Raw genomic sequence first — 13284 nt, 5'->3', positions numbered from 1 at the left:
GCTACGGATTGGTCGACAGAAGAAATAAGAAAAATCACTGCTAGGCTGTATTTCACACCTCAAGGAGAACGCCATGTCTGACCATCACACCTACAAGAAAGTCGAACTGGTTGGCTCGTCCACCAGCAGCATTGAAGACGCCATCAACAACGCCCTGGCCGAAGCCAACAAAAGCCTCAAGTACATGGAATGGTTTGAAGTGACCGAAACTCGCGGGCATATCAAGGACGGCAAAGCTGCACACTTCCAGGTGACACTCAAAGTCGGGTTCCGGATTGCCAGCAGCTGAGTTTGAACCAGCCGGCTGAACTTGCGCGATGACTGAATGCCATAGGAAACAGCAAAGTGCTACAGAGTGAGCGCATCCGGTAGCTGGATGCCCTCCTCTATTGATCCGACCAAGGAGTGCAACCCATGAAGAAGTTTATTCTGGCGGTAGGTTTGTTGAGCCTTGCGGGAACAGCCTTTGCCCAAGTCAAGTCGTGTGAAGAGCTGAAAGCCGAAATCGCTGCAAAACTGGACGCCAAGGGTGTTTCCAATTACACGCTGGAGATCGTCGACAAAGGCACTGCTGCCGGCGGAAAAGTCGTCGGGAAATGTGAGAAGGGCTCCAAGGTAATCGTCTACAAACAGGGCTGACTTGCCTCAATAACGAAAAGCCGATAACGAAAAGCCGACGCCATGGCGTCGGCTTTTTGTGGAGGCCGTTCAAGTGTCAGCCCTTCATGACCTGCGCCAACAGTTCATAGGAGTGCACGCGATCGGCATGTTCATACAGATCACAGGTGAAAATCAGTTCATCCGCCTGCGTCTGTTCGATCAGCACCTCAAGCTTGGCGCGGATTTTCTGCGGGCTGCCGACCATCGCCAGCCCCAGGAAATCACCGACCGCTTCTTTCTCATGGGGCAGCCACAGGCCGTCCATGGTCTTCACGGGTGGGCGTTGCACCAGGCTCTGGCCACGCATCAACGCAAGAATCCGCTGGTACACCGAAGTGGCCAGGTAATCGGCCTGCTCGTCGGTGTCTGCCGCCACCAGCGGCACACCGAGCATCACGTAAGGCTTATCCAACACCGCTGATGGCTTGAAGTGGTTGCGGTAGACGCGAATCGCTTCATGCATGAAGCGCGGTGCGAAATGTGAAGCGAAGGCGTAGGGCAATCCGCGCTCACCGGCCAGCTGCGCACTGAACAGGCTCGAACCCAACAACCAGACCGGGACATTGGTGCCGGTACCCGGCATGGCAATGATCCGCTGATCCGGCGTGCGTGGGCCGAGGTAGCGCACCAACTCGGCCACGTCTTCCGGGAAATCGTCGGCGCTTCCGGAACGCTCGCGACGCAAGGCACGGGCGGTCATTTGATCGGAGCCGGGCGCGCGCCCCAGGCCCAGGTCGATCCGGCCTGGATACAGGCTTTCAAGGGTGCCGAACTGCTCGGCGATCACCAGCGGCGCGTGGTTGGGCAGCATCACGCCACCCGAACCGACACGAATGGTCGAAGTGCCACCGGCCAGATAGCCCAGCAGGACCGAGGTCGCCGAACTGGCTATCCCGTCCATATTGTGGTGTTCGGCGACCCAAAAGCGGTTGTAGCCGAATTTTTCGACGTGCTGCGCCAGGTCCAGGGAATTGCGCAGAGACTGGGCCGCACTGCCGTTCTCGCGCACGGGCACCAGATCGAGGGTCGAAAACTTGATCTCAGACAGTTGTTTCATAACCTGCTTCTCCAATGGGTAAGCAGGTTCTTTCAGGAACGAAAACCTGCCGAGTCTATAAGCGTGTTCTCTGCAATGAGGGCATATACCCGAGTTTCAATAGGAGAGACAAAATTCCTGTGCAATTAGAGGACTGATCAGATGAGGTGAACTTTGCCCGACGGTCTATCCTCAGAACCCTGGCAACCGAAAAACCACGAAGGCGCGACGTTTAGCGCCGGATCTTGAGGAGGCAGACATGGCTATTACAAAGAAAGCATCGGCTCATTGGGAAGGTGATCTGAAGACCGGCATCGGCTCGATTTCCACGGAAACCGGTGTACTCAGAGAAGCGCCCTACGGCTTCAAGGCCCGTTTCGAAGGCGGTAAAGGCACCAATCCCGAGGAGTTGATCGGCGCAGCCCACGCTGGCTGTTTCTCCATGGCGTTTTCAATGATTCTCGGTGAGGCCGGCCTCAAGGCCGACAGCATTGACACCAATGCCGAAGTCACCCTGGACCAGGTGGACGGCGGCTTTGCAATCACCGCGGTGAAACTGATCCTCAAGGCGAAAATCCCCGGGGCGACCCAGGCGCAATTCGAAGAACTGAGCAACAAGGCCAAAGAGGGCTGCCCGGTGTCCAAGGTACTGAATGCGAAAATCAGCCTGGATGCGACGTTGGTCAGCTAAACCGATAAAAGATCGCAGCCGTCGGCAGCGCCTGGATTATTGATTGATCGGTAGGCGCTGTCGAAAACTGCGATCTTTTTTGCGTTGAAACAAAACCTGGCTGGCGTAATTGTGGTCGAATAAATGACAGCAGCTTTAGCGCATCACCGTGCGCGCTGCCTCAAGGGAGCTTCAACCATGAAACGTTTTGCCTTGGCGGTTATCTGTTGCACGCTGGCCACATCGGCTCTCGCGGCACCGAAATCCTGTGAAGAACTCAAGGCCGAGATCGAAGCCAAGATCCAGGCCAATAACGTTTCGTCCTACACCCTGGAAATCGTCACCAACGACGAAGTGCACGATCAGAATATGGTGGTCGGCACGTGCGAAAGTGGCACGAAGAAAGTCATCTACCAAAAAAATGACAGTTGATTCGCCTCACATGAGGCAGTAGCTCTCGCGATCTTCGGCGACAATCTCCCGCTTGGCGTTATACAGCCGGGCGCTGGGGGTGAGCGCTATGGAGCGAGCTTCCAGCAGATAACGCTGGCCGGCCTCGAAATGGTCGTAATTGATGGTCAGGTAGCACAACCGCTCGAGCGGAGCGTTCATCAAGCCCAAGCCCCCGCTAAATACTTCAAAATCGAAACGCACTATCAGCTCATGGCTACCCGGGGTGACCTGGAAGTAACGACCATCGCGCAACCGCTGGTTGTCCAGCCGTTCGGCCATCAGTAGTTTCCCGCCGGGGCTTGGCGTGGCGAAGTCGACCCAGGCCATTTGCGGATTGACCGCCGGCAACGGGCTCGCACAGCCAACAAAGGCACCTGCAGCGAGCAACAGCAACAACCTGCGCATGATGAATATCCCAAGGACTGGTCATTCAGCATAGCGCCGATCAGGTGCGTTGGCAGCCCGCTGGCTTACCCTGCCCAATCACTTTTCGCTGCTGATCATAAAGCTTTGCCCACGGCCGAAAGCCGATATTCCCCGCTTGCAGCTGATACCGCTGCCCGGCGTTGAAGTCCTTGAATTTCACATTCAACTGGCAGTCGCGCCACAGCGGCTCTGCGTCGGGGCCAATGTTGGTCGGCTGGACCGCGAATAAGTAGCGAACCTTCAGCTCATGGCTGCCGGGCTGCACCTGGAAGTAGCGCTTGTCGATGGAAGTCTTGTCATCGACTTCCAGCGCTTGCAGCGCGGTATCTTCCTGCCGTGAGTCCAGATCGATCCAGGCCTGCGAAGGATCAGGGGTGGGCAATCCGGCACAGCCGGCCAGCATCAGCAGGCCTCCCGTCAGCATCAATTTGCGCATAGCGGAGCTCCAATAGGCGGGATAGTCTTGCGGGCAGACTTTCCAGGGATTTTTTTATTTTGATCAGGCCGCGTCCAAGCCTTGGGTTACTTGATCGCGTTTTACGCATTTTGTTTCCGGGTGTTTTTCTTTTGTCGCTCAACGGCTGCACGAGCGTCAGCTATTACGGCCAATTGGCCAGTGGTCAGCTGCACTTGCTGCGGGCTCGGGAGCCGGTTGCCAATGTGATTGCCGATCCCGCCCGCGATCGGCAATTGCGTGCGCATCTGGCCCAGTCACAAAAGGCCCGAACGTTCGCCAGCCAACACCTGCATCTGCCGGACAACCAGAGCTACCGCTTGTACGCCGACATCGGCCGGCCATATGTGGTCTGGAATGTCTTCGCCACGCCGGAGTTTTCGCTGAAGCCACAGAACCATTGCTTCCCCGTTGCCGGCTGCGTCGCTTATCGCGGTTTTTACAGTCAGAGCGCTGCTCGCGGCGAGGCCGCCTTGCAACGCCTGCAAGGTATGGACGTGTCGATCGGCGGCGTCGAGGCCTATTCGACGCTCGGTTGGTTCAACGATCCGATTATTAGCTCGATGATGGCGTGGGGCGACGAACGGTTGGCCACGCTGATTTTTCACGAACTCGCGCACCAACGTTTTTATGTGAAAGACGACACCGAGTTCAACGAGTCCTTCGCCACGTTCGTCGAACAGGAAGGCACTCGCCAATGGCGCGCATTCCGAGACATGCCGCCGGATAATGGAGCGTTGGTACGCCAACGCGACCAGTTCATCCAATTGATTCTGGACACCCGCACCCGGCTTGAACGGCTTTACGCCCTGCCGCTGCCGGCCGACCAAATGCGTGAGCGAAAAGCGGCCGAGTTCGAACAATTGCGCCGTGAGTACAGGAGCCTGCGTGACAGCCAATGGGCTGGCAACAATCGCTACGATGCATGGATCAACGCCCCGATGAACAACGCCCGATTATTGCCGTTTGGTTTGTATGACCAGTGGGTGCCAGCGTTTACCACACTGTTCAGGCAGGTCGATGGTGATTGGGTGAGGTTTTATGCGGCAGTGGAGAAGGTGGGCACGTTGCCGGTTGGGGAGCGCAAGGCGGCGTTGAGGGCGTTGGCAGGATCAGCGAATTCCGGTGGCTGAACGGGCCCCTTCGCAGGCGGTGCGGCGATCCGACTTGCCCGCGAAGGGATTTGATCAGCGCTGCAGAAACGCCTGATGCAACTCACCCAGCGTCTCGAAGTGATACGCCGGTGCCTCGGCGCTCAATTCTTCCCGGCTGCCAAACCCATAACCCACCGCTGCCGCGTCCAGCCCATTGCTGCGGGCACCGATCAGGTCGTGCTTACGGTCGCCGATCATCAGCGTATTGGCCGGGTCGAGACCTTCTTCGGCCATCAAGTGTGCAATCAGCTCGACCTTGTTGGTCCGCGTGCCATCCAGCTCACTGCCGTAAATCATCTTGAAATGCTTGGCGAAGTCGAAGTGCCGGGCAATTTCCCGGGCGAAAACCCATGGCTTGGAGGTCGCGATGTACAGCTGCCGCCCTTGTCCACCGAGGGTTTCCAGTAGAGGCGTGACGCCGTCGAACACGCGGTTTTCATACAGGCCGGTGACCTTGAAGCGTTCACGATAGAAGTTCACTGCCTCCCAGGCCTTGGGTTCGTCGAAGTCATAGAACTGCATGAACGCCTGCAACAATGGCGGGCCAATGAAATGTTCGAGCCTGGTCAGGTCCGGTTCATCGATACCCAGTTTGCTCAGGGCGAACTGGATGGAGCGGGTGATGCCTTCGCGCGGGTCGGTCAGCGTGCCATCGAGGTCGAACAATACGGTTTGGTAATGCATGGAAATTCCTGAGCAATAGCGAGACGCTTTCCGTTATCAAGAGGCTTAGAGCTGGTCGTAACCTTCGGCCAGATGCAGGTCCTTGAGCTTCACGTAATTCGCCGCGCTGTAGGTGAAAAAGGCTTTTTCCTTTTCCGTCAGCGGCCGGATCTGCTTCACCGGGCTCCCGACATAAAGAAAACCGCTTTCCAGGCGCTTACCCGGTGGCACCAGGCTACCGGCGCCGATGATCACATCGTCCTCGACCACCGCACCGTCCATGACGATGCTGCCCATGCCGATCAGAATCCGGTTGCCCACGGCGCAACCATGAAGCATGACTTTATGCGCGATGGTCACATCGTCGCCGATCAGTAACGGAAAGCCATCGGGGTTGAATGGCCCTGCATGGGTGATGTGCAACACGCAGCCGTCCTGCACGCTGGTGCGCGCACCGATCCGGATGCGATGCATGTCGCCGCGGATCACCGTCAGCGGCCAGACGGAGCTGTCTTCGCCGATTTCGACGTCGCCGATCACCACTGCCGAGCCGTCGACAAAAGCGCCTTTGCCCAGCAGCGGCGTGTAGTTCTGATACTTGCGAAGGGTCACGATAGGGTTTCTCTCTGTTGCCGATAGCTGCGGTGAGCGTCGATTGTAATTAAGATGGGCGCATGTTTCTTCCCGCATGTTTTCCAGCCAAGGTGCCAACCGTGAGCGTGAACAACCCTCTTCTGCAGTCCTACGACCTGCCGCCGTTCTCGGCGATCCGTGCCGAACACGTGCAACCGGCCATTGAAAAGATTCTGGCTGACAACCGCGCCGCCATTGTCGAAATCCTCAAGACCCAGGCCAAACAACCGACCTGGGCCGGCCTGGTACTGGCGATGGACGAACTCAACGATCGTCTGGGCGCCGCCTGGAGCCCGGTCAGCCACCTCAATGCCGTGTGCAACAGCGCTGAGTTGCGCGAGGCTTACGAGTCCTGCCTGCCGGCCCTGAGCGCCTACGCCACCGAGCTGGGCCAGAACCGTGAACTGTTTCAGGCCTATGAAGCGCTGGCGAACAGTCCTGAGGCCGCCGGTTTCGACGTGGCGCAGAAAACCATCCTGGAGCACGCCCTGCGTGACTTCCGCCTGTCGGGTATCGACCTGCCTGAAGCCGAACAAAAGCGTTATGCCGACGTGCAGAGCAAACTGTCGGAGCTGGGCAGTCGCTTCTCCAACCAGTTGCTCGACGCCACCCAGGCCTGGACCAAGCACATCACTGACGAAGCCGCCCTCGCCGGCCTGACCGATTCGGCCAAGGCGCAAATGGCCGCCGCCGCGCAAGCCAAAGACCTCGACGGCTGGCTGATCACCCTGGAATTCCCGAGTTACTACGCGGTGATGACCTACGCCCAGGACCGTGCCCTGCGCGAAGAAGTCTACGCCGCCTACTGCACCCGTGCGTCGGACCAAGGCCCGAATGCCGGTCAGAACGATAACGGCCCGATCATGGAAGAAATCCTCGACCTGCGTCAGGAACTGGCAAAACTGTTGGGTTTCACCAGCTTCTCAGAGCTGAGCCTGGCGACCAAAATGGCCGAATCCAGCGATCAGGTACTCAGCTTCCTGCGCGACCTGGCCAAGCGCAGCAAGCCGTTCGCCGTCCGGGATCTGGAGCAGCTCAAGGCCTACGCCGCCGAACAGGGTTGCCCGGACCTGCAAAGCTGGGACAGCGGTTTCTACGGTGAAAAACTTCGCGAGCAACGCTACAGCGTCGCCCAGGAAACCCTTCGCGCGTACTTCCCGATCGACAAGGTTCTGGGTGGGCTGTTCGCCATCGTCCAGCGTCTGTACGGCATCGAGATCGCCGAGCTGAAAGGCTTCGATACCTGGCACCCGGATGTTCGCCTGTTCGAAATCAAGGAAAACGGCCAGCACGTCGGCCGCTTCTTCTTCGACCTCTATGCCCGCGCCAACAAGCGTGGCGGTGCCTGGATGGACGGCGCCCGCGATCACCGCCGCACAATCAATGGCGTGCTGCAAAGCCCGGTGGCGAACCTGGTGTGCAACTTCACCCCGGCCGACAGCGGTAAACCAGCCCTGCTGACCCACGACGAAGTGACCACCCTGTTCCATGAATTCGGTCACGGCCTGCATCACCTGCTGACCCGTGTCGAGCACGCTGGCGTGTCCGGCATCAACGGCGTGGCCTGGGATGCGGTCGAGCTGCCAAGCCAGTTCATGGAAAACTGGTGCTGGGAGCCGGAAGGTCTGGCACTGATTTCCGGTCACTACGAAACCGGCAAACCGTTGCCTCAGGATCTGCTGGAGAAAATGCTCGCAGCGAAGAACTTCCAGTCCGGCCTGATGATGGTCCGCCAACTGGAGTTCTCGCTGTTCGACTTCGAGCTGCACGCCACCCACGGCGACGGCCGCAGCGTGCTGCAAGTGCTCGAAGGCGTGCGTGATGAGGTTTCGGTCATGCGTCCACCGGCCTACAACCGTTTCCCCAACAGCTTCGCTCACATCTTCGCCGGTGGTTACGCTGCGGGTTACTACAGCTACAAGTGGGCTGAAGTGTTGTCGGCCGATGCCTTCTCGAAGTTCGAAGAAGACGGCGTGCTCAATGCCCAGACCGGTCGTGCCTTCCGCGAAGCGATCCTGGCACGAGGTGGTTCCCAGGAACCGATGGTGCTGTTCGTCGACTTCCGTGGCCGTGCGCCATCGATTGACGCACTCTTGCGCCACAGCGGCCTGACCGAGGACGCGGCAGCATGAGTGAGGGACCTGTGATTACCAAAAAACGCTTTATCGCCGGGGCGGTTTGCCCGGCCTGCAGCGAGCCGGACAAATTGATGATGTGGAACGAAGATACCGTTCCACATCGCGAGTGTGTGGCCTGCGGTTATTCCGACACGCTGAATGAACAAGGCCTGTCGGTGCCCAAGGAATTGGGCACCCGGGTTAACACCTCGGCACTCAAGGTGCCAGACGCCAAGGTTCAGGCCGTGCAGTTTTTCCCGAACCCGAAGCTGAAGAAAAAGCCTGACGAGCAAAACTGACTGGAGCACCACCTTTCACTCCCGTGGAAGGTGGTATCTATCTACCACCTTTCCCCTGCGCTTCCTTTTAGGCTGAGCACATTCAGCCTCCAGTCAAGGAAGACACCATGCCAGATACCAATCCGCTTCTGCAGCACTGGGACCTGCCGCCCTATTCGCACGTTCGCGCCGAGCATCTCGTGCCGGCCATCGAAAAAATCGTCAGCGACAACCGTCAGGCCATTTCCGACATCATCGCCAGCCAATCAACATTCCCGACCTGGGACGACCTTGTGCTGGCGGTCGATGACACCGATGCACGCCTGGATGAAGCCATGGGAATCATCGAAACCCTCGCCATGGTGAAGCACGACGGTGACACCTGGGAGTTGGCAAGCGGTGCATGTCGTGATGCCGTGGCGCAGTACAAAACCGAAAAAATGAGCAATCAGGCACTGTTCCGGGCCTATCAAAGGCTTGCACAAAGCCCGATCGCCGCAAGTTTCGATGAGTCTCGCAAAGCCGTGCTGAACAAGATTCTGCGCAGGTTTCGTTTCTCCGGAATCGAGTTGCCCCTCGATCGACAGCAACAACTTGCTCACCTGAATCGCGAAATCAGCGCGCTCGAGAGCCTGTTTCTAAAGAACCTGGAGAATGCAAGTTCGGCCTGGAGCAAGCGTATCGACAATGTCGCTCAACTCAACGGTTTACCCCTGGCGACCAAAGATCGTCTGGCACTCAACGCACGGCAGGCTGGGCATGAGTGCTGGCTGATAACCCTGGATCAGGACACCTGCAATCAAGTCATGGCCTATGCCGAAGACCGCCCCCTGCGTGAAGAGTATTTCGTTGCCTTCAACACTCGAGCCTCCGATCAGGGCCCGCACGCCGGACAATTCGATAATGGACCGGTATTGAAATCGCTGTTGGTTCAGCGTCATCGCAAAGCCCAACTGCTAGGGTATGAAAACTTTGCCCAATTGAGCCTGGCGAACCGGATGGCGGACTCAACCGCACAGGTCAGCGGATTCCTGCGTCGACAAGTGGCGCTTAAAACATCGAGTTTCGAGGAGGATGCGCAAACGCTCAAGACTTTCGCGGCCAGCCAGGGTATCGCTGAGGTACAGCCCTGGGACCACGAGTTTCTCGCCGAAAAGCTGCGTCAACAATACCTGGATACGCCCCTGAAAAGCCTGCGCGATTATTTTCCCCTGGACGCAACCCTGCGCCGAATCTGCCTGTTCAGCGAGCGTATGTTCGGAATTCGGATCGTTGAACAAACAACGTTCAGTCGCTGGCATGACAGTGTCCGTCTGTTTGAAGTCAGCGAGCACGGGCAGGTGGTCGGGCATATTTACCTCGACCCGTTCCATCGCAAGGAGGCTCCTGACTTTCCATGGACCGCAACGCCGCGCAACCGGCGAGTGGACGCCGAAGGCCGGTTGACCCTGCCAATTGCCGTTATTCACGCCAACTTCACGGAGGTCTTGGCTGATCAACCTTGTTTGCTGACCCATCTGGATCTGCGGGTACTTTTCCATGAATTTGGCCACTGCCTGCACCACACCCTGACTCGTTCACCGCATTACACCCTTTCAGGCATCTCCCAGCTGGGACGCGACACGGCGGAATTTGCCGGCCAACTATTCGAACGCTGGTGTTTCTCACGAGAGTTTCTACAGTGGCTGGCGGCCCACCACCGCACCGGTGAACGCTTGACCGAGGCTCAAATCGATAAAGCACTGACATCGCTTCAAGCCCATAGCAGCTGGCAGACAGCCCGATTGCTGATAGCTGGCTTATTTGATTTCCAATTGCACCGCTCTCAGGGTGATGGCCGTAGCGTTCAGCGGGTATTCGAAGACGTACAGCGGGAAATTCCTCACTTGAAACTGTCTTCCTATAGCCGGCTCGCCAACAGTTTCGATTATATGGTGACCGGTTACGGCGCCTCGGTTTACGCCTACAACTGGTCAGATGTACTAGCCACCGAAGCCTTCAAACGCTTTGAGCGGGATTGGGTTTTCAATATCCAAACAGGTAAGGCCTTTCGCGAAGCCATTTTTTCACCTGGGGATTCACACTCTCTGTTGTTATCTCTAGAGGCGTTTCTGGAACGGCCACTTGCCGAGGATCTTTTCCCAGTCGCAGTAGGTAGCTGAGGCGCGATTACTCGATGTGAGCCGAGTTGAACCAACTCTTCATCGAACACATGGCAAACGGGCTTGTGCTGCACTCACCATTGGCCAGCGCCGTACGAAGTTTGTCGACATCGGCCTGCATCATGTAGCGAATACCGTCCTTGAAGTGGGTGCTATCGCCAAAACCGCCCTGAGTCATTTCACTCAGCGCATCTTCCTTACTCCAGCCCTGCACCACCACCCGGTACATCGCCGCCATCAGGCCGGTGCGATCCGAGCCGTGTTTGCAGTGCATAAGCACAGGCCCTTTGGCCTCGGCGCTCTGAATCGCGCGAATGGCCTTGAGCACATCACTGTCATCTACGTGATTGGTGCGGTAGGGCAGCTGTATCTGGGTGATTCCGGGGTTGGACAACCAGCTTGAGTCCGGTTCAGGCAGGAAGTTGATTACGGTAGCGACCTTGAGTTTTTCCAGCAACGGCACCGCCCCCTTGTCCGGCAACGCACTGCGATAGAGGGTCGGGGACATCTGATAAAGGTTGTACTGAACCTCCACCGATTGAGCCCAGTCCGCAGGCCGGGATAGAGCAGCGTCATCAGCGTGGGCCAGCGTCAGGTGGAAAAGTGCGGCCAGCGACAAAAGAAACGTCGCAGGTAGAAGGCGCAGTAGGGACATGCTCAGGCGACCGTGAAGTGATGGATAAGTGATCGATAGCCTGAACTCGGGACAGTCAAAGACCTGTGAGGGCACTGTCAAAGAATCGTGAATAGAACAGCAAATGCCCGAGGCTGGTTGTCATTCAGATCAGCCGGACTGTCCGACATCGCTAGTTGACTGAGAGACACTATCCGGCAAGACCTTGAGTTAATAGACACCGATAAAACCAGGCCTGCATGGAGTCTCATGCAGGCCTGGCAACAACTATCAACTTCAGGGATTTACGATACTGGAATAAGCCTTGGCCAAGGCCAGCAGTTTTGCCTTGTCGTCACCATCGATATCGCCATCACCGTCCACATCGCTGTTAATGGTCTTGATCGTGAAGGACTGACCACCATCGCTGGAAACCGCTGTCACATAGACGGAATCGACCAGTGCCTCTGTCTGCACTTCATTTACCGCATCCCATCCCAGCTCTTTACGGGCAAGCTGCATCGATACTTGTGCTTCGCGAGGATTGGTTATGCTGGGCGCCAACAGTTGCAAAAAAATACCACGCTGATTAAAAAACGACATGACTAAATCCTTTTAATTAATAATTCACGACAACTTCGTGCGACGAGGATAGTACTAACAGCCTTTGTAATTGCGCTACTTGATATATATTTCCGGTGATGACAGTTGCGCGATGCGTTTGATCCATAAACTTGTCTTGTTAGTTCCTTTATATAATCTCCGACATTCACTCGCCGAACGGCACTGGCTTGTCGCTTGCCCCCTTGATACTGTATACACATACAGTCAATGGGTTTTTATCGATGAACACGCCTCTGCCACCCCGCGGTCGCGGCACCGCCACCAACCCGCACAACCGTTTCGCACCGAACCGTTCGGTGGCCGAGGATGACGGCTGGTATCAGGAAGCGCCGATCACCCAAGGCACCGAGGTGCGCATCGAGACGGCGAAGACCATCATTACCCGCAACAACTCGCCGGACTTGCCCTTCGACCGCTCGATCAATCCCTATCGTGGCTGCGAGCATGGCTGTATCTATTGCTACGCTCGGCCCAGCCACGCCTACTGGGACATGTCGCCAGGGCTGGATTTCGAAACCAGACTGATCGCCAAGACCAACGCCGCCGATGTGCTGGAAGAGCAACTGTCCAAACGCGGCTATCAATGCGCGCCGATCAACCTGGGCTCCAACACCGATCCTTATCAGCCGATCGAGCGTGAATACAAAATCACCCGCAGGACCCTCGAGGTGCTGCTGCGCTATCGCCATCCGGTGACCATCATCACCAAGGGCTCGCTGATTCTGCGCGATCTGGACTTGCTGGCCGAACTTGCCGAGCAACGACTGGTGGCGGTAATGATCAGCCTCACCACTCTGGACGATGAGCTCAAACGCATCCTCGAACCCCGTACGGCTGCGCCCAAGGCACGACTGCGGGCGATCCGGGTAATGCGTGAAGCGGGGATTCCGGTGGGTGTCTTGTGTTCACCGATGATTCCGATGATCAACGACAGCGAACTCGAAAGCCTGCTGACTGAAGCCCATGCGGCCGGAGCGCAAACTGCGGCTTACATGATGTTGCGCCTGCCGCTGGAAGTGGCGCCGCTGTTCGAAGAGTGGCTGGCCGCCCACTATCCTCAGCGTGCAGCTCATGTGTTGAGCCTGATCCGCCAGAGCCGTGGTGGGGAGCTTTACGACAGCCGGTTTGGCGCCCGTATGCGCGGTGAAGGACCATTTGCCGATCTGCTGGCGCAGCGTTTTGCCAAAACCATCAAGCGCCTGGGGCTCAACCGTCGGGAAGGTTTCGATCTGGACTGCAAAGCCTTTTGTCCGCCGGGTCGCCAGATGTCATTGATTTAAGGACAATTGGACCTATGGTGGAGTAGTGAAAAAAGTACGTCGCGTTCAAGCTGGTCATATT

Annotated in this window: 16 protein-coding genes; 9 read left to right on the top strand and 7 right to left on the bottom strand. The window is 57.3% G+C overall.

The genetic code is table 11. The annotated features are described in order from the left end of the window. Positions 1 to 73 precede the first annotated feature (73 nt). Positions 74 to 289, top strand: a complete 216-nt coding sequence (locus tag ACCC96_RS06440) for a dodecin (protein WP_018927240.1) — start codon at positions 74 to 76, stop codon at positions 287 to 289. A gap of 125 nt (positions 290 to 414) precedes the next feature. Continuing rightward, positions 415 to 639: a DUF1161 domain-containing protein gene (locus tag ACCC96_RS06435; protein WP_018927241.1), complete on the top strand. Its 225-nt coding sequence runs from the start codon at positions 415 to 417 to the stop codon at positions 637 to 639. Positions 640 to 715: 76 nt separating this feature from the next. Here the strand turns inward: ACCC96_RS06435 and ACCC96_RS06430 are convergent, their stop codons facing one another. Then, positions 716 to 1717, bottom strand: a complete 1002-nt coding sequence (locus tag ACCC96_RS06430) for an LLM class flavin-dependent oxidoreductase (RefSeq protein WP_413695242.1) — start codon at positions 1715 to 1717, stop codon at positions 716 to 718. 238 nt (positions 1718 to 1955) lie between these two features. Between ACCC96_RS06430 and ACCC96_RS06425 the strand changes: the two genes are divergently transcribed. Continuing rightward, positions 1956 to 2387 (top strand): OsmC family protein, encoded by a 432-nt coding sequence (locus tag ACCC96_RS06425; protein WP_007940742.1) that lies wholly within the window; start codon positions 1956 to 1958, stop codon positions 2385 to 2387. A gap of 177 nt (positions 2388 to 2564) precedes the next feature. Continuing rightward, complete coding sequence (locus ACCC96_RS06420; RefSeq protein WP_019580280.1) at positions 2565 to 2798, top strand: DUF1161 domain-containing protein; 234 nt, start codon at positions 2565 to 2567, stop codon at positions 2796 to 2798. A gap of 6 nt (positions 2799 to 2804) precedes the next feature. On the opposite strand, the gene ACCC96_RS06415 is transcribed toward ACCC96_RS06420, so the two are convergent. Continuing rightward, positions 2805 to 3224 carry a hypothetical protein gene (locus tag ACCC96_RS06415; RefSeq protein WP_258671836.1) on the bottom strand — a complete coding sequence of 140 codons (420 nt, stop codon included), beginning with the start codon at positions 3222 to 3224 and terminating at the stop codon, positions 2805 to 2807. Positions 3225 to 3264: 40 nt separating this feature from the next. Continuing rightward, positions 3265 to 3681: a hypothetical protein gene (locus tag ACCC96_RS06410; protein ID WP_413695241.1), complete on the bottom strand. Its 417-nt coding sequence runs from the start codon at positions 3679 to 3681 to the stop codon at positions 3265 to 3267. A 59-nt stretch (positions 3682 to 3740) separates the two neighbouring features. Between ACCC96_RS06410 and ACCC96_RS06405 the strand changes: the two genes are divergently transcribed. Then, positions 3741 to 4832 (top strand): aminopeptidase, encoded by a 1092-nt coding sequence (locus ACCC96_RS06405; protein WP_413695240.1) that lies wholly within the window; start codon positions 3741 to 3743, stop codon positions 4830 to 4832. 54 nt (positions 4833 to 4886) lie between these two features. On the opposite strand, the gene ACCC96_RS06400 is transcribed toward ACCC96_RS06405, so the two are convergent. Both ACCC96_RS06400 and ACCC96_RS06395 read right to left on the bottom strand, forming a co-directional pair. After that, entirely contained in the window at positions 4887 to 5537 is a 651-nt protein-coding gene (locus ACCC96_RS06400; protein ID WP_258671833.1) for an HAD family hydrolase, read from the bottom strand. A 45-nt stretch (positions 5538 to 5582) separates the two neighbouring features. Beyond that, entirely contained in the window at positions 5583 to 6128 is a 546-nt protein-coding gene (locus ACCC96_RS06395; protein ID WP_019651189.1) for a gamma carbonic anhydrase family protein, read from the bottom strand. 101 nt (positions 6129 to 6229) lie between these two features. Here ACCC96_RS06395 and prlC point away from each other — a divergent pair, with 101 nt between their 5' ends. From prlC to ACCC96_RS06380, 3 genes are all read left to right on the top strand, one after another. Then, positions 6230 to 8281, top strand: a complete 2052-nt coding sequence (gene prlC, locus ACCC96_RS06390) for an oligopeptidase A (protein WP_413695239.1) — start codon at positions 6230 to 6232, stop codon at positions 8279 to 8281. Continuing rightward, entirely contained in the window at positions 8278 to 8565 is a 288-nt protein-coding gene (locus ACCC96_RS06385) for a YheV family putative zinc ribbon protein (protein WP_019651191.1), read from the top strand. The genes prlC and ACCC96_RS06385 overlap by 4 nt, the downstream gene beginning before the upstream one ends. A 107-nt stretch (positions 8566 to 8672) precedes the next feature. Then, the gene (locus ACCC96_RS06380; protein WP_413695238.1) at positions 8673 to 10706 is read left to right on the top strand and encodes a M3 family metallopeptidase; all 2034 of its coding nucleotides are present in this window, start codon (positions 8673 to 8675) and stop codon (positions 10704 to 10706) included. A gap of 7 nt (positions 10707 to 10713) precedes the next feature. Here the strand turns inward: ACCC96_RS06380 and ACCC96_RS06375 are convergent, their stop codons facing one another. Continuing rightward, entirely contained in the window at positions 10714 to 11361 is a 648-nt protein-coding gene (locus tag ACCC96_RS06375; protein ID WP_413695237.1) for a dual specificity protein phosphatase family protein, read from the bottom strand. 255 nt (positions 11362 to 11616) lie between these two features. Further along, entirely contained in the window at positions 11617 to 11922 is a 306-nt protein-coding gene (locus tag ACCC96_RS06370) for a hypothetical protein (protein ID WP_019651194.1), read from the bottom strand. A gap of 242 nt (positions 11923 to 12164) precedes the next feature. Here ACCC96_RS06370 and ACCC96_RS06365 point away from each other — a divergent pair, with 242 nt between their 5' ends. Further along, positions 12165 to 13223 (top strand): PA0069 family radical SAM protein, encoded by a 1059-nt coding sequence (locus ACCC96_RS06365; RefSeq protein WP_019651195.1) that lies wholly within the window; start codon positions 12165 to 12167, stop codon positions 13221 to 13223. Positions 13224 to 13284 lie beyond the last annotated feature (61 nt).

Origin of the sequence: Pseudomonas sp. Pseusp11 (assembly GCF_047304405.1) — a bacterium.
Lineage (GTDB): Bacteria > Pseudomonadota > Gammaproteobacteria > Pseudomonadales > Pseudomonadaceae > Aquipseudomonas.
The sequence above is the reverse complement of the archived record's forward strand: the minus strand, read 5'-3'. Positions and strand labels throughout refer to the sequence as shown.